Origin of the sequence: Thermosulfurimonas sp. F29 (assembly GCF_019688735.1) — a bacterium.
In the GTDB taxonomy this organism is placed as follows: domain Bacteria; phylum Desulfobacterota; class Thermodesulfobacteria; order Thermodesulfobacteriales; family Thermodesulfobacteriaceae; genus Thermosulfurimonas_A.
In genome coordinates this window covers 177751-199028 of record NZ_JAIFYA010000003.1, presented here as the reverse complement: position 1 = coordinate 199028, position 21278 = coordinate 177751, and the positions used below count along the sequence as shown (strand labels likewise).

At 60.6% G+C, this 21278-nt stretch carries 21 protein-coding genes; 10 read left to right on the top strand and 11 right to left on the bottom strand.

Going from position 1 to position 21278, the window contains the following annotated elements; all coding sequences use genetic code 11:
* Both secA and K3767_RS09335 read right to left on the bottom strand, forming a co-directional pair.
* Positions 1-2748, bottom strand: a complete 2748-nt coding sequence (secA, locus tag K3767_RS09340; protein WP_221173314.1) for a preprotein translocase subunit SecA — start codon at positions 2746-2748, stop codon at positions 1-3.
* 76 nt (positions 2749-2824) lie between these two features.
* Complete coding sequence (locus K3767_RS09335; RefSeq protein ID WP_221173313.1) at positions 2825-4135, bottom strand: TldD/PmbA family protein; 1311 nt, start codon at positions 4133-4135, stop codon at positions 2825-2827.
* A gap of 212 nt (positions 4136-4347) precedes the next feature.
* On the opposite strand from K3767_RS09335, the gene K3767_RS09330 reads away from it, so the two are divergent.
* From K3767_RS09330 to K3767_RS09320, 3 genes are all read left to right on the top strand, one after another.
* On the top strand, positions 4348-4599 hold the full coding sequence (locus tag K3767_RS09330; RefSeq protein WP_221173312.1) for a ribbon-helix-helix domain-containing protein: 252 nt from the start codon (positions 4348-4350) through the stop codon (positions 4597-4599).
* Positions 4583-4969 (top strand): type II toxin-antitoxin system VapC family toxin, encoded by a 387-nt coding sequence (locus K3767_RS09325; RefSeq protein ID WP_221173311.1) that lies wholly within the window; start codon positions 4583-4585, stop codon positions 4967-4969. Before K3767_RS09330 ends, K3767_RS09325 begins: the two co-directional genes overlap by 17 nt.
* Positions 4970-5075: 106 nt before the next feature.
* The gene (locus K3767_RS09320) at positions 5076-5852 is read left to right on the top strand and encodes a pseudouridine synthase (protein ID WP_221173310.1); all 777 of its coding nucleotides are present in this window, start codon (positions 5076-5078) and stop codon (positions 5850-5852) included.
* On the opposite strand, the gene K3767_RS09315 is transcribed toward K3767_RS09320, so the two are convergent.
* Complete coding sequence (locus tag K3767_RS09315) at positions 5794-6642, bottom strand: PHP domain-containing protein (RefSeq protein WP_221173309.1); 849 nt, start codon at positions 6640-6642, stop codon at positions 5794-5796. The genes K3767_RS09320 and K3767_RS09315 overlap by 59 nt on opposite strands.
* A gap of 68 nt (positions 6643-6710) precedes the next feature.
* Between K3767_RS09315 and K3767_RS09310 the strand changes: the two genes are divergently transcribed.
* Both K3767_RS09310 and K3767_RS09305 read left to right on the top strand, forming a co-directional pair.
* A complete protein-coding gene (locus tag K3767_RS09310) occupies positions 6711-7163 on the top strand; it encodes a universal stress protein (RefSeq protein WP_221173308.1) in 453 nt (150 codons plus the stop codon).
* Between the two features lie 43 nt (positions 7164-7206).
* Positions 7207-8175 carry an NAD(P)-binding domain-containing protein gene (locus K3767_RS09305; protein ID WP_221173307.1) on the top strand — a complete coding sequence of 323 codons (969 nt, stop codon included), beginning with the start codon at positions 7207-7209 and terminating at the stop codon, positions 8173-8175.
* Here K3767_RS09305 and xth read toward each other — a convergent pair.
* Positions 8164-8952, bottom strand: a complete 789-nt coding sequence (xth, locus tag K3767_RS09300) for an exodeoxyribonuclease III (RefSeq protein ID WP_221173306.1) — start codon at positions 8950-8952, stop codon at positions 8164-8166. The two genes, K3767_RS09305 and xth, sit on opposite strands and share 12 nt — an antisense overlap.
* Before the next feature lie 58 nt (positions 8953-9010).
* On the opposite strand from xth, the gene K3767_RS09295 reads away from it, so the two are divergent.
* Both K3767_RS09295 and K3767_RS09290 read left to right on the top strand, forming a co-directional pair.
* Positions 9011-9913 carry a DMT family transporter gene (locus tag K3767_RS09295; RefSeq protein ID WP_221173305.1) on the top strand — a complete coding sequence of 301 codons (903 nt, stop codon included), beginning with the start codon at positions 9011-9013 and terminating at the stop codon, positions 9911-9913.
* A gap of 86 nt (positions 9914-9999) precedes the next feature.
* Positions 10000-10647 (top strand): transposase, encoded by a 648-nt coding sequence (locus K3767_RS09290; RefSeq protein WP_221173304.1) that lies wholly within the window; start codon positions 10000-10002, stop codon positions 10645-10647.
* On the opposite strand, the gene K3767_RS09285 is transcribed toward K3767_RS09290, so the two are convergent.
* Both K3767_RS09285 and cysS read right to left on the bottom strand, forming a co-directional pair.
* Positions 10637-11305 carry an endonuclease III domain-containing protein gene (locus tag K3767_RS09285; RefSeq protein ID WP_221173303.1) on the bottom strand — a complete coding sequence of 223 codons (669 nt, stop codon included), beginning with the start codon at positions 11303-11305 and terminating at the stop codon, positions 10637-10639. The genes K3767_RS09290 and K3767_RS09285 overlap by 11 nt on opposite strands.
* Positions 11298-13634, bottom strand: a complete 2337-nt coding sequence (cysS, locus tag K3767_RS09280; RefSeq protein WP_221173302.1) for a cysteine--tRNA ligase — start codon at positions 13632-13634, stop codon at positions 11298-11300. Before cysS ends, K3767_RS09285 begins: the two co-directional genes overlap by 8 nt.
* A gap of 17 nt (positions 13635-13651) precedes the next feature.
* Here cysS and K3767_RS09275 point away from each other — a divergent pair, with 17 nt between their 5' ends.
* Entirely contained in the window at positions 13652-14551 is a 900-nt protein-coding gene (locus K3767_RS09275) for a L,D-transpeptidase family protein (protein WP_221173301.1), read from the top strand.
* 19 nt (positions 14552-14570) lie between these two features.
* On the opposite strand, the gene K3767_RS09270 is transcribed toward K3767_RS09275, so the two are convergent.
* From K3767_RS09270 to K3767_RS09250, 5 genes are read right to left on the bottom strand one after another with little or no spacing between them, the layout of a single operon-like run.
* On the bottom strand, positions 14571-14909 hold the full coding sequence (locus K3767_RS09270) for a hypothetical protein (protein WP_221173300.1): 339 nt from the start codon (positions 14907-14909) through the stop codon (positions 14571-14573).
* Between the two features lie 43 nt (positions 14910-14952).
* The gene (ispD, locus tag K3767_RS09265) at positions 14953-15645 is read right to left on the bottom strand and encodes a 2-C-methyl-D-erythritol 4-phosphate cytidylyltransferase (protein WP_221173299.1); all 693 of its coding nucleotides are present in this window, start codon (positions 15643-15645) and stop codon (positions 14953-14955) included.
* Entirely contained in the window at positions 15638-16288 is a 651-nt protein-coding gene (locus K3767_RS09260) for an endonuclease V (protein ID WP_221173298.1), read from the bottom strand. Before K3767_RS09260 ends, ispD begins: the two co-directional genes overlap by 8 nt.
* A gap of 2 nt (positions 16289-16290) precedes the next feature.
* On the bottom strand, positions 16291-17685 hold the full coding sequence (gene murC / locus K3767_RS09255) for a UDP-N-acetylmuramate--L-alanine ligase (RefSeq protein ID WP_221173297.1): 1395 nt from the start codon (positions 17683-17685) through the stop codon (positions 16291-16293).
* A complete protein-coding gene (locus K3767_RS09250) occupies positions 17682-18932 on the bottom strand; it encodes an EAL and HDOD domain-containing protein (RefSeq protein WP_221173296.1) in 1251 nt (416 codons plus the stop codon). Before K3767_RS09250 ends, murC begins: the two co-directional genes overlap by 4 nt.
* 60 nt (positions 18933-18992) lie before the next feature.
* Between K3767_RS09250 and ispF the strand changes: the two genes are divergently transcribed.
* Entirely contained in the window at positions 18993-19469 is a 477-nt protein-coding gene (gene ispF, locus K3767_RS09245; protein WP_221173295.1) for a 2-C-methyl-D-erythritol 2,4-cyclodiphosphate synthase, read from the top strand.
* The gene (gene uvrC / locus K3767_RS09240; RefSeq protein ID WP_255592402.1) at positions 19459-21255 is read left to right on the top strand and encodes an excinuclease ABC subunit UvrC; all 1797 of its coding nucleotides are present in this window, start codon (positions 19459-19461) and stop codon (positions 21253-21255) included. The genes ispF and uvrC overlap by 11 nt, the downstream gene beginning before the upstream one ends.
* Positions 21256-21278 lie beyond the last annotated feature (23 nt).

Below are 21278 nucleotides of genomic sequence, written 5' to 3'. Positions count from 1 at the left end.
TCAGGCCGCGGCCACGCGGGCCTCTCTTCTTCCGCAACACTTCTTGTACTTTTTGCCGCTTCCGCAGGGGCAGGGATCGTTGCGGCCGATCTTCTGTCGGCGAATGGGTTTCGGTTTGGGCCTCTCGGCCTCGCCCGACTCCTCGCCCCGACCGTAACGGAGGCGCATCTCGCGCCGCCTCCGCTCCTCCTCCAGACGCCGAACCTCGTCCTCCTGCACCACCTGCACCCGGTAAAGATAGGTGAGAGTCTGAATCTTTATGCGTTCCAGAAGATCGGTGAAGAGCTCGTAGGCCTCGCGCTTGTACTCCTGAAGGGGGTCCTTCTGACCGTACCCACGGAGCCCCACGCTTTCCCGAAGGTGATCCATGGTGAGGAGGTGATCCTTCCACAGGAGATCGATGGTCTGCAGGAGAAACATCTTTTCGAGGTGCCGCAGGAGCTCGGAACCTATCTCGCGTTCCCTGGCCTCGTAAGCCGAAAGGGCCTCCTTCTTGAGGTGCTCGGCGAGTTCTTCGGCGCTTTCGGGGACCCGGGAGAGATCGGGAGAAAAACCGAACACGGCCCGGAAACGCCCGGAAAGCCCCGCAAGATCCCACTCGGAGGGAGGGGTCTTTTCCTCCCGGAATTCCTCCACGATCCCCTCGCATACATCGGCGATCATGTCGAGGATCCAGTCCCTCACCGACTCGGCCCCCAGAATCTCGCGACGCTGGCGGTAGATGGTCTCCCGCTGAAGGTTCATGACATCGTCGTACTCGAGAAGGTGCTTCCGGATCTCGAAGTTGTGGGCCTCCACCTTCTTCTGGGCCTGTTCGATGGCCTTGGATAGCCAGGGGTGCTCGATGGGTTCCCCTTCCTCCATGCCCAGTTTGTCCATGAGGCCCTTGATCTTGTCGGAGCCGAAGAGCCGCAGGAGCTCGTCCTCAAGAGAGAGGTAAAAACGGGATGACCCGGGATCGCCCTGGCGTCCGGCCCGCCCACGGAGCTGATTGTCTATCCGTCGGGATTCGTGCCGTTCCGTGCCGATGATGTGAAGCCCGCCCAGGGCCTTTACCTTTTCGTAGTCGGCCTGACACTGCTTGACCTTTTCGTAGAGGACCTCGGCCCAGCGCTCAGGGTACTTTTCCGTGGGATCCCGCCCCTCCTTCGCCATGGCCAGGGCCTCACGCCAGGCCCGCTCGTCGATCTCCGCAGGATCGTAGCCCTCCCGTTCGAGCTCCTCCCGGGCCAGCCCCTCGGGATTGCCCCCGAGAAGGATGTCCACCCCCCGGCCGGCCATGTTGGTGGCGATGGTCACGGCGTGAGGGCGCCCGGCCTGGGCGATGATGGCGGCCTCGCGCTCGTGATACTTGGCGTTGAGCACCTGATGGGGAATCTTCTTCTTTTTGAGCATTCGCGAAAGGCGTTCGCTCTTTTCAATACTGGTGGTCCCCACCAGCACCGGTCGCCCCTTACGGTAAAGCTCCTCGATCTCCCGCACCACGGCCTCGAACTTTTCGCGCTCCGTGCGATAGACCACATCCGGGTAATCGATGCGGATCATGGGTTTGTGGGTGGGGATGACCACCACATCGAGATCGTATATTTCCTTGAATTCCGCGGCCTCGGTCTCGGCGGTGCCGGTCATGCCGGCCAGCTTCTCGTACATGCGAAAGTAGTTCTGGAAGGTGATGGAGGCCAGGGTCTGATTCTCGCTTTCGATGCGCACCCCTTCCTTGGCCTCGATGGCCTGGTGCAGACCGTCGGACCAGCGACGCCCGGGCATGAGCCGCCCGGTAAACTCGTCCACGATGATGACCTGTCCGTCCTTTACGATGTAGTCCACATCCCGGTGGAAGAGGTGATGGGCCCGGAGGGCCTGATGGATGAGGTGAACCAGGTTGACATGGCGGGGGTCGTAAAGGTTGGGAATCCCCAGGAGACGCTCCACCTCCGCCACGCCCTCCTCGGTGAGGACCACGGTCTTGGTCTTTTCCTCCACGGTGAAGTGCACATCCTTTTTGAGCTGGCGCACCAGTTTGTCTATTTCGTAGTAGATTTCGGTGGATTCCTCGGAGGGGCCGGAAATGATAAGCGGCGTCCGGGCCTCGTCGATGAGGATGGAGTCCACCTCGTCCACGATGGCGTAGTAGTGCCCCCGCTGGACCATGTCCTCCAGGGAATACTTCATGTTGTCGCGCAGGTAGTCGAAACCGAACTCGTTGTTGGTCCCGTAGGTGATGTCGCAGGCGTAGGCCTGCTTGCGTTCGGCGTCGTCCATTCCCGAGACGATGTAGCCCACGGAAAGCCCCAGGAAGCGATAAACCGGCCCCATCCATTCCGCGTCTCGCCTGGCCAGGTAGTCGTTCACGGTGACGATGTGGACCCCTTTGCCGGTTAGGGCGTTTAAATAGGCCGGTAGCGTGGCCACCAGGGTTTTACCCTCGCCGGTCTTCATCTCCGCGATCTTGCCCTGATGGAGCACGATCCCGCCCATGAGCTGCACATCGAAGTGCCGCATCCCGAGCACCCGGCGGGCGGCCTCCCGCACCACCGCGAAGGCCTCGGGAAGGAGTTCGTCCAGGGTGGCCCCTCGGGAGAGCCTTTCCTTGAACTCCGCGGTCTTGGCGGCGAGCTCGGCGTCCGAAAGCCGGCGCATCTCCGGCTCAAGCGCATTAATGCGCTCCACCAGAGGCCGGAGCTTCTTGAGCTCCCGCTCGTTTTTGGTGCCCACGATCTTGGCCGCAATCCTGGTAAAAAGCCCCATGTTCAACCCCGTCGGCAGAATCTTGATATGAAGACAGCTATGCTTAAGGTAACCCCTAATGGAGGGGAGGCAAGTTTCAGCTCCCCGAGAGATCCAGATCGGGGATTAAAAGGGAGGGACTTCCGGTATCCCCGTAAAAGGTAAGGTCTCTTCCCACGGCCTCCACCCTTCGGAGAAGATCGAAGAGGTTACCCGAGAGGGCCAGACCGGCCACCGGGTATCGTTCTCCGTTCTGATGGAGGAAACCGGAGATCCCCACGGAGAAGTCTCCGGAGATGGGATCGGTGGTGTGCCATCCCAGCATCTCGCAGATCTCCAGCACGGCGGGCGCGGATCGACGCAAGGAATCCAGGGAGTGTTCCCCCGGGCGGAGGTAAAGATTGGTGGGGGAGACCGAGGGCAGCGTCCTGAAGGAGGCTCGGCGGGCGTTGCCGGTGGAGGGAACGCCCGCCCGGCGTCCCCACCGGGTATCGTAGAGAAACCCCTCCAGGACTCCCTCGCCCACCAGGATCGTTTCCTTCTGGGGGGCGCCTTCGTCGTCGAAGGGACGGGTTTCCGCCCCTTGCGGGAGGAGTCCATCGTCCACCAGGGTCAGGTGGGGGGCGAAGACCCGTTCGCCCACCCTGCCGGCGAGCCGGGATCGCCCCCGGGCCACCTCGTCCCCGCAGAAGGAATGGGATAGCGTTTCCAGGAGGGAGACCGCGGCCTGGGGAGGAAAGATCACGGGAAGCCTCCGGGAGGGAATCTTTCGGGCCGAGAGGAGCCCGGCGGCCCTTTCCGCAGCCTCCCGGGAAAGCCCCCGGAGATTCAGGTTTTCCAGGGCCGGGGCCTCCCGCCACTCCCAGGCCGAGCGTTCCTCCTCTCCCTCCCGGGCCGTAACGGAGATGAGAAATTGATAGTGTCCGCCGGACCAGCGGGCCGACACCCCCTCGCTCTGGAAGATCAGATATTGCGTCTCGGACCAGGAGAGCACGGACCGTTCGATCCGGTGCACCCGGGGGTCGGCCGTGAGGGCCTCTTCCTCCGCCTCCTCAAGAAGACCGGCCAGTTCCCCGGCCTCCCGGTGCGCCACGCGGACCTCGGGCACCTCTGGAAGGGGCTGCGGATCCGGGACGGCTCCCTCTTCCTCCGACAGGCGGGCGAGCTCCAGGGCCCTTTCGGCGGCCTTTCTTATGGCCTCCGCCTCGGCACGGGTGGTGTAGGAAAGGCCCGCACGGCCCCGGTGAATGATGCGCACGGAAAATACGGTCTCCCGATAGGGTTCTACCGCGTGAACCCTTCCGTCCCGCCGTTCCACGGTGAGGCCCTCGGTGACCTCTCCCCATAGTTCCGCCCACACTCCGTGCCGGCGGGCCACCTCGACCACAGGCTCAAAAAGGTCCTCCACGATTCGATACCTCCATCCCGATTCCCAAAAACTTTACCCCGATCCTCCCCGCGGAGGGAGGCCCCCTCCCTCCGCGGAGAAGGAATAAGGATCAAAGGACATTTACGCCGAGGGATCAGATACAGGATCGGGCAAGGAGATTGATTCAAGCCTTTTGGTGTCTTATATTCCTCTTATAAAAGAACCGGAGGGGTCATATGAGAGGAGGACCGTTGACGATCTACCTGCCGAAGGAGATGAGAAAGCGACTGGAAGAACTCTCGAGAGAGACGGGAGAATCCATATCTAGGGTCATACAGAAAGCGCTGGAGGATTTTTTTCTATACGAGGAAAGGAAGAACAAAATGAGGAAATTTCTGGACCGCTGGACAGGAGAGAAAGATGAAGGTCTGATCGAGGTCTGGAATGCCTATCAAGAGAAGGAAAGAAAGAAGGAGAGGCTCTTCGATGAGGGTCGGGCTTGATACGGGTTTCCTGCTGAAGCTATACGAAGGAGATGAACGCTCCAGAGGGTATGCCGAGAAACTGGCTTCCGGAAAATGGCGCGGGGTCGTGAGTACAGTCTCATGGTATGAGTTTCCTAAGGTGCTCATGAGGAGGGGGATCGGTTACGAGAAGGCCATGAGGTTTTTGAGAGACTTTTGTGAAGGGGTCACGGTGGTCGAACTGAAGAAGGAGACTTTCGCCAGAGCTTCGAAGATCAGCATGGCTTTCGGTTTGCCTGCTCTGGACGCCTTAATTTTGACCGGTTTCATAGAGGAGGGATGTAAGGCCGTGATCACCACGGATAGTGATTTTGAAAGGGTAAAAGGACTCGATGTAATTTTCGTTTGATCCTGTGCCGTGTTCGAGACATCTCTGCGAAGACGGTGGGTCTTTCCTCAAAATCCCACACGAAACGGCGAAGAATTCGACCGGGGCTCAGGAGCGGGAAAGGAAAATGATGCGGCTGGCCAAGTTTATGGCGCGGGCGGGGGTGGCCTCCCGGCGCAAGGCCGAGGAGATGATTCGTGCCGGACGGGTGAAGGTGAACGGCCGCGTCGTCACCGAAGTGGCCACCAGGGTGGACCCCGAACGCGATCGGGTGGAGGTGGACGGGCGCGCGGTTCGTCTTCCGGAGAAGGTTTACTATGTGTTTTACAAACCGCGGGGATATATTACCGCCCTTTCCGACCCTCACGGGCGCCCCACCATAGCGAAATTTTTGCGGGGGCTTCCCTCCGGGGTCTTTCCGGTGGGACGACTGGATAGGGATTCCGAGGGGCTCCTCCTTCTCACCAACGACGGAGACCTGGCCCAGAGACTTCTCCATCCCCGATTCGAAATCCCCCGGGTTTATCGGGTGTGGCTGGTCCGTCCCCCGAGGGAGGAGCTTCTTCTGCGCATCCTCAGGGAGGGTCTGGAGATCGAGGGGCGCCGTGTGTTTCCGGACGAGATCAGGCCGTTGCGTCGCAACAGGCGGGAATGCGTTTACGAGATTCGCCTCCACGAGGGGCGCAAACGGGAGGTGCGTCGCATCTTCGCCGCCGCCGGCACCCTGGTAAAACGCCTGGTGCGCATCCGTTTCGGACCTTTAACCCTGGGGAATCTCCGCCCGGGCGAGATCCGGCCCCTTCGGCCCGACGAACTCTCCGCCCTCCGGAAAATAGGATCGGATCCTACTTTTGGTGCTCCCACCGCTCACGGAGACGCCGATAACACTCGTCCGGAACCGTGAGGTTGCCGAAGCCCCTTCCCAGCTTGATGTCCGGTTTGTTGTGACCGTGGAAGTCGCTCCCCCCTGTGGGCACGAGATCGTAACGCCGGGCGAGATCCAGACACAGGGTCGTGAATTCCCTGCTGTGGTCGGTGTAATAAGCCTCGAGGCCCTCAAGTCCCATTTCCTTAAGCCCGGCGACATAGCGGGTCAGTTCCTCGGCGGAGAGTTTGAGGTGCACCGGATGGGCGAGCACCGGAAGCCCTCCCGCAGCCCGAATGGCGGAAAAGGCCTCTTCAGGAGCAAGCCTCGCCTTGGGCACATAGGCCGGGGCCCCCTTCCTGAGGTACCGCTCGAAGGCTTCCTCCACGCTCCGCACCACGCCCTTTTCCACGAGAAGGGCGGCAAAGTGGGGACGGCCGATCTCTCCCTCCCCGGCCCGGGCCGCCACCTCTTCGAGGGTAAGGTCCACCCCCAGCGCCTGAAGCCTTTCCACCATGAGACGATTGCGCTCGCGACGGGCCTTCTGTAAAAGCCCCAGGGTCTCTCGCAGGGACGATGAGTGTGGATCCACGAAATAACCCAGGATGTGACAGTGTCCCGGCCCCTCGAAACGAACGCTTATCTCTACCCCGGGCACGAATCGGATTCCGTGCTCCTCGGCCGCGGCCAGGGCCTGGGGAAGACCCTCCACGGTGTCGTGATCCGTAAGCGCCAGGGCGAAAAGCCCCGTCTCCCTGGCCAGACGCACCAGCTCCGCGGGAGAATAGGTGCCGTCCGAGGCCGTGGAGTGAGTGTGTAAGTCTATCATTTTGAGACTCCTTTTGCTATAATTTTCGATAGAGGTTCTCAAATTTAATTCAACGAGGGAGGTTGTCCATGGCCGAAATAAAAAACATCCTCTTCCCGGTGGATTTCACCGAGGCCTCGGAAAGGGTGGCTAGCTATGCCCGGCTATTTGCGGAAAAATTCGAGGCCAGGCTATATGTGGTTTTCATAGTGGAAGACATCATGCGTTATGCCGGGTTCTATGTCCCTCATGCGGCTCTTGAGAAGCTTGAAAAAGAGCTCCTGGAAGGGGCTCAAAAGCGGATGGAGGATTTCGTTTCCGAACATCTTTCCGGACTCGAGGTGGAACCCCTGGTCCTGACCGGGGAGGTAGCCGCAAAGATCTGCGAAGTGGCCCGGGAAAAGGGCATTGACCTCATAATCATGGGCACCCACGGCCGGAAGGGGCTCGAGCGCGCCCTTTTCGGAAGCGTGGCCGAAAAGGTGGTCAAGACCGCCCCCTGTCCGGTGCTCACGGTAAACCCTTTTCAAAAACGCGGATAATGTGCTAAGCTAGCCCCCCGAAAATCAGTTTCGGGGGGAAGGCATGGAAAGGGCCAAAATAGCGGTGGTGGGAGCCGGGCCGGCCGGGATCGCCGTGGGTGTGGAGGCCCGGGCCAGAGAGATCGCCCCGGTGGTCCTCTTCGAAAAGGCCGAAACCTTCTGTGATACCATTCAACGCCTTTATCGACCCGGGAAGCGGGTGGATGCCGTGTTCCGGAAGATGGTGGTGGAGCCCCTGGGGATCTGTTCCTTCGAGACCGAATCCAAGGAAGACTTTCTAAAGCGCATGGAGAACTACATCCGGGAATACGGTCTGGACATCCGCTACCGGAGCGAAGTCACGGCCATCGAGAAAGGGGAGCAGGGCTGGAAGCTTCGGGTGGGCGCGGAGTTCGTTCTGGAAGCTCCGGTGGTGGTGATTGCCATAGGTATCTTCGGAAAACCCCGCAAACCCGACTATCCTATTCCGAAAGAGGTGCGGGATCGGGTTTTCTTTGAGGCCCCGTGCGAATGTCCCACCGGGGGAAAGGTCCTGGTGGTGGGAGGAGGAGACACCGCTGCGGAGACGGCCTGTTTCCTCTGTGAAGGATGCGACGAGGTCTATCTTTCCTATCGCCGCCCCAAGTTCTTCCGTATCAATCCGGTAAATCTGGAAAACCTGGAGAAGAAGGCCCGGGAGGGGCGGGTCAAACTCATGCTTAACACCGATATTGACCACCTGGAGCCGGATCCCGCAGGGGTGAAAGTAGTCTTCAAGGATGGAAACACCATGGTTTTCGATCGCATCTATTACTGTCTGGGGGGAAGCACCCCGGCCGGATTCCTGAGAAGCATAGGGGTGGAGTTCGACGACGGTCGGCCCAGGCTCGATGAGTACTACGAGACCAATCTTCCGGGGGTCTTCCTGGCCGGAGACATCGCGCTTGAGAAGGGCAGCATCATGGCGGCCTTCAACACCGCACACATAGTGGTGGAACGGATCGTCGAGAAGTACGGGAACTTAGTCCGATAGGTCAAAGACGGCCACCACCGGGGCGTGATCCGAGGGGCGGGGCCAGGAGCGCGGACGGCGGTCAATAAAGCAGTCCGCCAGTTTTTCAACCAGAGGACGGGTCGGGAGTATGTGGTCGAGCCGCATCCCCCGGTTGGCCCGGAAGGCCCCGAACTGATAGTCCCACCAGGAAAAGAGACCGGAACGCCCGGGGTGCTTCAGGCGCAGGGCGTCAACAAGCCCCCATTCGAGAAGAAGACGAAAGGCCGCGCGTTCTCTTTCGTGAAAACATATCTGCCCTTCGAGAAGCTCCGGATCGTAAACATCCAGGGCCTCCGGGGCCACATTGAAGTCGCCGCATAGGATCAAGGGGTCTTCCGGTCGGAAGTGTCGTTCCAGAAATTCCCTCAGGCGATAGAGGAATTCCAGTTTGTACAGAAAATAGTCCGAGCCCACCGGGCTTCCATTGGGCACATACACGGAAAACACCCAGATCCCTCGAATCTCCGCTCCCAGGATTCGTTCGCGGGCCTGAGGATCCTCAAGGCCCGGGAAACCCCGGAGGGGTCTCCGGGCCTCCTCCCTGAAGACGAGGGCCACCCCGTTTCGTCCCGGCCCACCGGCGTGAAGGATTCGCCAGCCCCGGGCCTCAAACTCCCGCCCGGGGAAGGCCTCGTCCCGCAGTTTGGTCTCCTGCAGACAGAGCACCGCGGGGTTTTCCTCTTCCAGGTAACGCAGGACCTGTTCCATGCGGACCTTGAGAGAGTTCACATTCCAGGTAATCACCTTCCAGGACATGACGCCGCCTCCGCCGGACATTATAATGCTCGGCACATCCTCTCCCAAGGGGTCGGCGATGTCGTGGTTCTGGTTGGCCCTCACCGCGGCTTTTTCCGTGGCTCTGGGGGATGCGCTCAATAAAAAGTTCTTTTCCCGGGAAGGCATGGTCCTCATGGCCGTGGCCCGCACTCTGGGACCCCTTCCTTTCCTGGTGGCCTTCCTGCTGGCCACCTTCTCCCCTGCGGAATTTTTGCACCGGACCCTTCTGGCCTTCGGGAATCCGGACTTCGTCAGGACCGTGGCGTTACTCCTTCCCCTTGAGACCCTAGCCATCCTCCTCTACATGGAAGCCATACGGATTTCCCCCCTGTCCCTCACCCTGCCGCTTCTCTCTTTTACTCCGGCTTTCATCATTCTCACCGGGTATGTGGTGCTGGGCGAAAGGCTTTCCTGGGCGGGCATCGGGGGGATTCTTCTGGTGGTGGCCGGAAGTTACCTTTTGAACCTTCCCGCCGTCTCCGAAGGGCCCCTGGCTCCCTTTCGGGCCCTGGTGAGGGAGAGAGGTTCTCTCCTGATGTTCGGGGTAGCCCTTATATACGCCGTAACCTCGGTTCTGGGAAAGAGGGCCGTGCTCCTTTCCGATCCCCTGTGGTTTGCCGGGACCTACTTCGTCATCCTGGGTCTTTTCGTGCCCGCGGTTCTCGCAATTCTTAAAAGACCCCCGCTCCTTTCCTTTCTCCGCGAGAACGCAAAGGGGGTGCTCCTTCTGGGACTGACGCAGGCTCTCATGGTCGTTGCGCACATGAAGGCCATAAGTCTTGCGCCGGCGGCCTACATGATCGCGGTGAAGCGCACCAGCATCCTCTTCGGCGTTCTTCTGGGCGGGGCCTTTTTCCGGGAGAGTCACCTGCGCCTTCGCCTTTTCGCCGCCCTCGTCATGGTCTCGGGGGTCTTTCTCCTGGCCCTCACCCAAAAATAGGATCGGATCCTATTTTCCGGACTTGCCCCGTCATAACTGACCATGCTAAAAATAGGATCGGATCCTACTTTCGGCAGAAGGGGAGTATGCCGGGAAGACCAAGAATAATTGCACCGGGATATCCTCATCATGTCGTCTCCCGGGCTAATCATGGACAAACCTGTTTCCACGAGGAAGAGGATTATCGAGTTTTCCTTGACATCGTAGGCAATCTCAAAAGGAAACGAGAAATCCGAATCTGGAGCTTTTGTATTATGCCTAATCATTTTCACCTCCTGGTAGTTCCTGAAACTCCAGAGGATCTCGTTAAATTCATGCAGGGTCTTCTGGTGACCTATACCCAGTATTACAACCGCAAATACGGCCAGGAGGGGCAGCTCTGGCGGGCCAAATATCACTCCTCCATAGTGGATCACGAACACTACCTCTGGAAGGTCATGCGTTACATAGAGCGCAACCCGGTGAGAGCCGGGCTGGTGGAATGGCCGGAGGATTATCCCTATTCCTCGGCCAGCAAAAATAGGATCGGATCCCAATTTTTAGATGAGCCGCCCTTTACGCCGGAGACGAAAGCCTATTATCTGGAATGGCGACGGCAACCGGAGCCGCCGGAACTTCTGGCTTTTTTGCGTCAAAACAGCCGTAAGAACAGGCCCCTGGGACCACCGGACTTCGCCCGTCGGTTCGGATTCGAGGAACGGAAAAGAGGTCGTCCGCCTAACCTCAAAAAATAGGATCGGATCCCATTTCTTGAAGGGGGCAATCGCCGCAACGGGGGCGGCGGGAGCGGCAGAGGTGCTTCCCGCAGGCCACCAAAAGGGCATGATATTCGTTGAAAAGATCAGGGTCTGCCGGAAGATTTTCCATGAAAAGCTCCTGGATCTCGTGATAATCGGCCTCCTCGGTGACGAGACCGTGGCGCAGAAGAATGCGCCGGGTATAGGCGTCCACCACGAACACCGGACGCCCGAGAGCGTAGAGAAGAATGCTGTCGGCGGTCTCCGGACCTATGCCCCGAAGGGTGAGAAGTTCCCGACGGAGTTCCCCGGTGTCCACCTCCTCAAGGGCCGAAAGATTCCCCCCGTAGCGCTCCACCAGCCAGCGCACGAATTCTCCGAGACGCCGCGCCTTCACCCGGAAGTACCCGGCCGGGCGAATAAGTTCGGCCAAAAGATCTTCTGGAAGTTCATAGAGGGCCTGCGGGGAGAGCAGGTTTCGGGCTTTAAGGTTTTCGATGGCCCTTTCCACATTGCGCCAGTTGGTGTTCTGGGTGAGTATGGCCCCCACGCAGACCTCGAAGGGGCTTTCCGCAGGCCACCAGTGCTGCGGACCGAAGTGCCGGAAAAGTCGCCGGTAGATTTCTTGAAGAATATCCCCGTAATAACTACTCATCCGGGAGACGGAAGACCCGGGGACCTCGAGGAGTGTCCACCAGGAGGAATCCCGCCCGGCGAAGTTCGTCCCGCAGACGATCGGCGGTGGCAAAATCCCGGGACTTGCGGGCGGTCTCCCTCTCGGAAACGATCCGCAGAACCCCCTCCTCCCGCACCTCCTCGGGAAAGACCAGCACCTCGAGCACTCCGTCGATTTCTTTAAGCACGGAAAGGGCCTCGTCTCTCAGGCTCTCCGGCACGCCGGTTTCCACCACCAGAGGATACCACCGCCGGGAGAAGCGAAAGAGTTCGGCCACCACCTGAGGAACATTGAGGTCGTCGTTCATGGCCGTCTCAAACCCCTCCCGTAGTTCCTTAAGGGCCTCTTCAGCCTCGGAGGATCTCCCACCCCGGGGTGCGCTCGCCAGGAGGCCACAGAAAAGAGTCAGCCAGGAAAGGGCCCTTCGGGCCTCCTCCAGGGCCCGAAAGCTGAAGTTCAGAGGCTTGCGATAGTGGGTCCGCAGGAGGAAAAACCGTATCTCGCGACCGGTATATCCCCTGGCCCGGAGGTCCGCAAGGGTCACCTCGTTTCCGGCGGAAACGGACATCTTCCTGCCCTCCACCAGCACCAGGGCCGAGTGCACCCAGTAGCGACAGAATTCCTCACCCGTGAGGGCCCGGGCAATGGCCCGTTCGTTTTCGTGGTGGGGAAAGAGGAGGTCCATACCGCTGGTGTGGATGTCGAACTTTTCCCCCAGGTACTTCATGGCCAGGGCCGCACACTGAATGTGCCACCCCGGACGCACCTTTCCCCATTCCGTGTCCACGAAGTAACCCTGCTTGAGTTCCTGAATGGTTACCCTCTTGAAGAGGGTAAAATCCGCCGGAGAATCCTTTTCGTATTCGTCGAGATCCACGGTGGCCCCGGGCCGTAGCCCCGAAAGATCCACTCCGGAAAGTTTTCCGTAATCGGCAAGTTTAGAGACATCAAAATAGACCGAGGAGTACTTTTCGTAAGCCACCCCGCTCTGAAGGAGCCGGCGGGTGAGATCCACCATCTCCGAAAGGTGTTCGCTCACCCGGGGATAATGGGTGGCGGGCTTTATGCGGAGAAACCGGAGGTCCTCTAAGAATTCCCGGGCCAGCTCTTCGGTCAATTCCTTAAGGGGACGCCCCGCGGCTTCCGCCGCGGCCAGGGTCTTGTCGTCGAAGTCGGTAAGGTTGACCACATGGTTCACCTCAAAGCCCCGAGCCTCGAGCCAGCGCCTCAGCAGATCCGCGGTGAGCATCCTCCGGTAAAGGCCCAGATGGGGCCGGCGATTGAGCGTGGGGCCACAGGTGTAGATCCGGACCTTTCCGGGCTCAAGGGGCTCGAAAACCTCCTTTTTTCCGGTGAGGGTATTGGTCAGGCGAAAGTCCTCCCGGCGCGGAGGCTCGGGGAAGACCCACAGAGGAGTGGAGAGGTAACGCTCGCCCCCGTCGGGAAAGATGACCACGACGAGCCCCTCGTCTATCTCCCGGGCCACCTTCAGGGCCCCGGCCAGCGCCGCCCCGGAGCTCATGCCCACGAAGATGCCCTCCTCCCGGGCCAGACGCCGGCTCAATTCGTAGGCCTCCTCGTCGTCCACATTGATTACCGCGTGGGGCAGTTTGCGGTCGTAAATTCCCGGAGGATAGGATTCCTTCATGTTCTTGAGGCCCTGAATGCGATGCCCCGGCACCGGCTCCACCCCTATCACCCGTACCTGGGGGGCCTTTTCCCTGAAGTAGCGGGCGAGCCCCATGAGAGTCCCGGTGGTCCCCATGGAGGCCACCACATGGGTGACCCGCCCCTCGGTATCCCGCCAGATCTCCGGAGCCGTGGTGCGGTAATGAACCCTCCAGTTGGCCGGATTGTTGAACTGATCGGGATTGTAGTACCTGTCCGGATACTGCCGGACCAGCTCGTAAATGGCTTCGATGGCCCCGTCGGTGCTCTTTTCCGCGGGGGTAAGCAGGATCTCGGCTCCGTAGGCCTGCATGATCTTGCGCCGTTCGATGGAGGCCGACTCGGGCATGGCGATGAGACAACGGTAACCCTTGACCGCACACACCATGGCCAGGCCTATACCGGTGTTCCCGCTCGAGGCCTCGGCCACGATCTTTCCGGGGGTGAGAAGCCCCCTCTCCTCGGCGTCCTCGATCATGGAAAGGGCGATCCGGTCCTTGACCGAGCCTCCGGGATTGAAACTTTCCAGCTTGACCCAGATCTCCACCCGGGGTTTAACCCGGATGCGGCGCAACTTTACCAGAGGGGTGTTGCCGATAAGCTCCAGAATGTTTTTCGAGGGTTTGCGAAAGGTCTCCATGTTTTAAAATCTCTAACATGAAATTTTTGATCCGCCTACTTCTAATCTTGGGGCTGTGTCTGCCGGCTCGTCTCCTGGCCCTGGACCGGTTCGTGATCCCGGAGGGACAGAGCGTTTTCGGGGAAATCCTTTACCACACCCTTTCGGGAAACGAGACCCTGCTTGATGTGGCCCGGGCCTACGACCTGGGCTACAACCAGATCGTTCTGGCCAATCCCGGGCTGGATCCCTGGATACCCCCGGCCGGACATCGGGTACTCATCCCCAAGGAATTCGTTCTCCCCGAGGGTCCTCACACGGGTATCCTGGTAAACCTTCCGGAGATGCGTCTTTATTACTTTCGGACCGAAGGCGGGGTCCGGGTGGTTTACACCGCCCCGATAGGAATAGGAACAGAGGGAAGGCTCACCACCCAGGGCATCTACACGGTTTATCGAAAGAAGGAACACCCTTACTGGCATGTGCCGGAATCCATAAGGAAGGAAGATCCCACGCTGCCCGAGGTGGTGCCCCCGGGGCCGGAAAACCCCCTGGGGGATTACGCCCTGTATCTTTCCCGGGGGGCCTACGCCATCCACGGGACCAACCGTCCCTGGGGTATCGGCCGGAGGGTGAGTCACGGCTGCATCCGGCTCTATCCCGAAGACATCAAGGCCCTCTTTCCCCTGGTTCCGGTGGGGACTCCGGTGCGAGTCCTCTACCAGCCGGTGAAACTCGGTATTCGGGAGGGGCGCGTTTACCTTCAGGCCTTCCCCGACATAGAGAAACGGCTTCCGGATCCGGTACTCGAGGTGGTAAAAATGGCCGCGCGTCTCGAAAGAGAGACGGGATACGACCTAACCCTCGATCTCTTCCGGGTGCGAGAGGTGCTCAGGAAACCCGACGGGGTCCCCCGCGAGGTGGGAGAGGTGCGCTGAGGGACCCCGCTTGTCAGCCCTACTTTCGCAGGGACTTTTCGAAAATCCTTTCCATCTTGGCCGCAGCGGCGTTGGCCTTTTCCGCCGCTTCCGCCGCCCGGGTGGCCGCCGCGTCCGCCCGCTGAGCCGCAAGAGCGGCCTGCTTCGCCGCAGCCTCGATACGGGCCAGCTCCGCCTCCACCTGGGCCTGGGCCTTCTTGGCCTCCTCCGCCGCCGCCTGGGCCTGCTTGGAGGCCTCTATGGCCTGCTGAATAAGGGCCCGATCCTGCTGGGAAAGTTTCTGGGTGCAACCCACCGGCATTATCAATACGGAAACCAATCCCAGACCGATTAACCCCTTCTTAATTTTCCGAAACATGTTACGACCTCCCCTTGATTAGAAATGGTTTACCTTAATAACCTCACAATTTCGGGCGGATGTCAAGACCGAGAAGCTTTTCGACGAGGACGAGGTCCTCCGGATAGGTGAGCTTAAGGTTGAGGGGGCTTCCGGGGACCACCCGCACGGGGAAACCCGCGGCCTCAAGCAGGGCCGCCTCGTCGGTGAACTCCCGGTCTCCGGCGCGGCGCAAGGCCTCCTCGAACCACTCTCGGCGGGCTCCCTGAGGGGTCTGAGCCAGGAAGAGTCCCTCGCGGGGGACGGTCCTTACCACCCGTCCCTCGCGCGCCAGTTTCACCGTGTCCCGCACCGGGACCGCAGGAAGCGCTGCCCCCTCAAGCCATACGGCCTCGAGCACCCTTGATACCAGATCCGCGGAAAGAAGCGGCCGGGCCGCATCGTGCACCAGCACCGCTTCCACCCGGCGGGAGATCCGCAAAAAGGCCCGGCGGACGGATTCCTGACGGCTTCCCCCCCCGGGCACCACGGCCTTCACCTTCCGGAAACCCTCCTTACGGATGATCGTAAACACCCTCTCCTCCCAGCCCGGAGGCACCGCCACCACGATCTCGGAGATCCCGGGATGTTCCTCAAGGACCGAGAGGGAATAGAGAAAGAGCGGCCTTCCCCTCACCTCAAGAAACTGTTTGGGGATTTCGGCCCCCAGGCGCACGCCCCGGCCGGCTGCGGCGAGAATGGCCGCCGTCTCAGGCATTCCGGGCCTCCGTGGCCAGGTGATGGGCCCGTCTTATGGGTTCGGGAATACGAAATCCCCGCGAGGCGGAAAGCGCAAACTCCACGGCCTCCTCCACCGAAAGCCCGTGCCCCGGAGAGACATAGACCGGCTTCACCCCGGAGCGGGTCCGCACCGCATATCCCACCACCTCCCCTTCGAGAAGGATGGGCGTCCTGGCTCCGCGCCGGTCCTCGGGAAGGACCACCCCAGGAAGGAGGGGCTTTTTTGCGCAACCAAGGCTCGGAATCCCCACCTCCACCCCCAGGTGCACCGCAAGGCCGCACCGGCGGGGATGGGCCCGTCCCTGCCCGTCCACGAAAAGAAGGTCCGGTTTCTCGCGGAGGGTCCGAAGGAGCTCCTTGAGAAGCGGGACTTCCCTGAAGGAAAGATAACCGGGGACATAGGGGAATCGGACCGGAAGCTTCAAAACTCGCTCCTCGAGTATCCGGAGGTCCGGCCAGGAAAGAACCACCGCTGCGGCAAAGGCCCAATTTCCGTCCTTCCGGTAAGCCACATCCACCCCGGCCACCCGACGGGGTTCCCTCCCGAAGGATCCGGATCGGGCCTTTTGCGCGATCTCCACCTGAAGGGTCCTGAGCCTTTCGAGGTCCAGGACTCCCACCGCTAAAGCCCCTTGTCCTTAAGACGCCGGATCAGGTTCTCGTAGGTGTTCCCGAAGGAGGCGCTGGACATGAAAAGGATCAGATCCCCTTCCTCCGCGGTGGCCGCGAGCGCCTCCGCCGGATCTTCTTCGACGACCAGGCCTCCCCGGCCCCTGCCACACACCGCCCGGGCCAGCTCTTCAAGATCGAGTCTTTCGGAGGAGGGGATGCGTTCCAGCCCCGGGGGTTTCTTGAGCCACACTTCGTCGGCCTCCGCGAGAACCTCCGCATAGGCCCCCTGAAAGAGCCTCCGCCGGCTGGTGTTGGTGCGGGGCTCGAAACACAGAAGGATGCGGCGGGGCTTTAAGGCCTCCCGCAGGGCCGAAAGGGTGACCCTCACCGCGGTGGGATGATGGGCGAAGTCGTCCACCACCGTCACCCTTCCCCGATAAAGGACCTCCTGGCGACGCGAGACCCCGGGAAACCTCCGGAAAGCTTCCCTAAGGCGCGTGTCCTCAAAACCGAGCTCCCGGAGAAGGGCCCACACCGCAAGGGCGTTAAGGGCGTTGTGCTCCCCCCACAGGGGTATAAAAAAGGTGCCCGTGGTTCCGGGCCCCCGGTAGGTGACCTCCGTCCCTTCGGAAAGGCTCCGGGTCTTGAGGAGGCGATAGGTGCTCTCCGGATCCCTCCCGTAGGAGACCCTCCGGGCTGGCGTACGCCCGGCCACCCGCACGGCCCCGGGATCGTCCGCACAGAAGACGAAAAGGCCCTCGGCGGCCACGAGCCCGGCGAACCTTTCAAAGGCGGCAAGTAAGCTCTCGTAGTGGGGATAGATGTCGGCGTGATCGTACTCCACCGAGGTGAGGATGGCGGCGTAAGGGTGGTAGTGCCAGAACTTGGGGGTCCTGTCGAAGAAGGCCGTGTCGTATTCGTCCCCCTCAAGGACCGCGAAAGGGCCGTTTCCCCAGGCGAAATTGAGCTTTCGGTCCCGCAGAAGGCCGCCCACGAGATAGGTGGGCTCACTCCCCAGGTTTTCCAGAGCGTGGGCGAGGAGGGCGGCGGTGGTGGTCTTTCCGTGGGTTCCGGCCACCACCAGGGATCTGCGCCCGGGAAGGACCCATTCGGCCAGCGCCGAGGGAAGAGATCGTAAGGGAAGTCCGGCGGCTTCGGCCCGGCGAACCTCCGGATTGTCCGCCCGGATGGCGTTTCCCACCACCACGGCCTCCGGAGAGAGTTCGTCTATGTGTTCGGGACGATAACCTATACGGGGGTGAATCCCCAGTTTTTCCAGCACGGTGCTTGAGGGGGGATAGGGAGGCGCCCCCTCGCTTCCGGTAACCGAAAAACCCCGGGCCGAAAGCAATCCGGCGAGAGCGCACATCCCGATCCCCCCCACCCCGAGCAGGTGAACCCTCATTGGGAAGACCCTCCCGTAGAAAAGGCCTGATGAGCGAAGGACAGGGCCTCGGCGTAAATTTCCGGAAGGGTATTGTTGGAAAGAAGGTTTAATTTGGGCACCAAATTTTTAAGAATTTCCCATTGACCGCTTTCATAGGCCCGAATTACCGAAAGAAGAGGGGTGAAGGGACTATCCCGTCCGAGAAGAGCGGCCTTAACATCGTCTTCCAGGGGAAGGTCGGCGATTATAGCGTGCATGGGCTGATCCACCATCGCCTCTAGGAGGGAGAAAAGGCCCACGATGAAGGCGTCGTCGGCGCGTTCCTCAAGGCCCACCCGCCGGGCCAGGAGTTCCATGAACCTGGCTCGCACCATGGAGTTTATTATGAGCTCCGGAGGACGATCCGCAGCCATAAGGTGAAGGGCCACCAGAGAGGCCCACTTTCGAAGCCCCTGATAACCCAGCAGCACCCCGGCGTGCCTTACGGAGTGAATTTTGGTAACAAACCCGAAAAAGGCCGAATTTATGTATTTGAGAAGTTTCAGGGCCAGAGCCGGATCGGAATTTATTACCTCTATCACTTCCTCCAGGTTGTCCCGAGCAGAATAGAGAAACTTGATAAGGCGCAGGTAATGGATCTTTAAGACCGGGATTTCCTGAGAGGAAAGGATCTTGGGGCGGGCGAAAAAGAACCCCTGAAAGTAGGTAAAACCCAGGGAGCGAGCCTCCTCAAGTTCCTCCTGGGTTTCTATTTTTTCCGCCACCAGACGGAAATCGCCCCTCAGTTCTTCACAGAGACGCTTTATCTCTTCGGAAGGGGTGATACGAAAGTCTATCTTTACATAATCGGCATAGGGCAGGAATATCTTAAGGGGTGAATCCTCCCGGAAATCGTCCAGGGCTATCAGATATCCCCTCTTTTTAAGCTCTCTCACCACAGGCCTGACTTCGTCCGGATCGGAAATTCTTTCGAGCACCTCTATAACCAGCTTCTGGGGAGGCAGGAGATACGGAATCCCCGCTTTCAGGAGCTCACCGGTGAAGTTCACGAAGACTCTGCGTCCGAAGGCTATGTTTTCCAGACCGAAATTCAGAAAGGCATGCACCAGGACCCTCTTGGAGGCTATGTCTTCCCGGTTTTCTTCCGGAACGAAGAAGTTTTCCAGACTTTGCCGGTAGAGCAACTCGTAGGCATGCGTGCGCCCTCGTTCGTCCAGAATGGGTTGCCGCGCCACATAAACCCGAGGAAAATAGGTATTATCCATATACTCTACCTGGATGTTATTGTAGCAAAAAATAGTTAAAATTTCGATAGGGTTGCATTTATGCGCGTGGGGCTGGGGTTTGACTCGCATCGTCTGGTACCGGGCCGTCGCCTGGTGCTGTGCGGGGTGGAGATACCCTGCGAGGTGGGGCTTTCCGGTCATTCCGATGCGGATGCGGCCCTTCATGCCCTCACCGACGCCATCCTCGGGGCCGCCGGACTTCCGGATCTGGGCTCCCTCTTTCCGGACACCGATCCCCGGTATCGGGGTGCGGCAAGTTCGCTTTTTCTGCGGGAGGCCCTGCGACTGGTCTCCGAAAAGGGCCTTTCGGTTTATCAGGTGGACCTGACCCTGGTTCTGGCCCGGCCCAAACTGGTTCCCCATCGGGATCGCCTGCGGGAAAACCTGGCCCGTCTTCTGGCCATTCCGGTGGAACGGGTGGGGCTCAAGGCCAAGAGCCCGGAGGGCCTGGCCCTTTTCGAAGAGGAGGGGGTGGCCGCCTGGGCCGTGGCGGTGTTGCGTGAGGATGGAGCTTAGCCCGGAGAATCTCCGCGAGATTCCCGAAGCCCCCGGAGTTTACCTCTTTATCGATTCCCGGGGCACGGTTCTCTATGTGGGCAAGGCCAAAAACCTCAGGCGCCGGCTGGCCTCCTACCTCACCCCCGCCACCCCCAAGACGAGGAACCTCCTTGCCCGGGCGGAAAGGCTCGAGACCATCCTCACCCGCAACGAAAAAGAGGCCCTGATCCTCGAGGCCAACCTCATCAAGAAACACCGCCCGCGGTACAATGTGCTCCTCCGGGACGACAAGGCCTATCCGCTGATCCGGATCTCCCTTGGGGAGAGATTCCCGCGCCTTACCGTGGTGCGTCGCCGGCGCCGGGGAGATCGGGCCCTTTACTTCGGGCCTTACCCTTCCGCCGGGGCCGTGCGCGAAACCGTAAAGGTTCTCACCAGGTTTTTCCCCCTGCGACGGTGCTCCAATGCCGAGATGCACCGCCGCACCCGTCCCTGTCTCTATTATCAGATCGGGAAGTGTCCGGGGCCCTGCGCGGGTCTGATCACGCCGGAGGAATATCGTCGGATCGTGGAAAAGGCCGTGGCCTTCCTAGAGGGGCGAAGCCAGGAGTTGCTGGAAAAACTATCCCGGGAGATGGAAGCCGCTGCGGAAAAGCTGGAGTTCGAGCGGGCGGCCTTACTGCGGGATCGCCTCCGGGCCCTGTCCAGGATCCTCGAGGCTCAGGCCGCGGTGCTTCCCGAAGAAAAGGACCTCGATGTCTTCGCCCTGGCCCGGAAAGGGGACAGAGTCTCCGGAGCCGTCCTTTTCGTAAGGCGGGGAAAGCTTCTGGGGCACAAAATCTTCCACCTGCGCGGCACCCCGGAAGAGGATCCCTGGGAGGATGTTCTGGCTCAGTTTTACGACGAGGGGAAACTCCTTCCCGAGATGGTGGTCCTTCCGGAGCTTCCCGGGGAAAGGGCCGTCCTGGAGGAGTGGCTTTCCGAGCTACGGGGAGGGCCGGTGCGTCTCGTTTCGGCGGAGGAAGTTTCCTTCAAAGACCTTTACGAGATCGCCCGGCGCAACGCCGAGGAAGCCCTGCGCTCGAGGCTCAGGGGGGAGCGGACCTGGGAGGAACTCGCCGAGGAACTGGCCGGGGTCCTGAAGCTCCCGGTGATCCCGCAACGGGTCGAAGCCGTGGATCTCTCGAGCCTTCAGGGCGCGGCCCCGGTGGGGGCCATCGTGGCCTTCTTCGAGGGAGAACCGGACAGGAACCGGTACCGGCGCTACCACATTCGTACCGTCTCCGGAACCCCCGACGACTACGCCATGTTGCGGGAGGTGCTCACCCGGCGCCTCCGGCGGGGCCTCGAGGAGAACGATCTCCCGGATCTTCTGGTTATAGACGGGGGACGCGGACACCTGGAGACCGCCCGCACCGTGGTGGAGGAACTCGGACTATCGGAAAGGATCGGACTCTGCTCCATCGCCAAGGAGAGAGAGGACGAGGGGGAAAAGGTCTATCTTCCCGGACGCAAGAACCCCCTGCGGCTTTCCGGACACGGCGAGGTGCTCCGGTTTCTGATGCGGATCCGGGACGAGGCCCACCGGTTCGTCCTCTCCTTTCACCGGAAAACCCGGGAGAAAGAGGCCCTGGCCTCCTTCCTGGACGGCATCCCCGGGATAGGCCCGAAGAGAAAAAAGGTCCTCCTTTCCCGCTTCTCCAGCCCGGAGGAGATACTCTCCGCGGGCGTGTCCGGGATAGCCCGCCTACCGGGCTTCAACCGAACGGCGGCCGAAACCCTGATCCGCCACCTCCAAAAATAGGATCGGATCCCATTTTTTGAAGT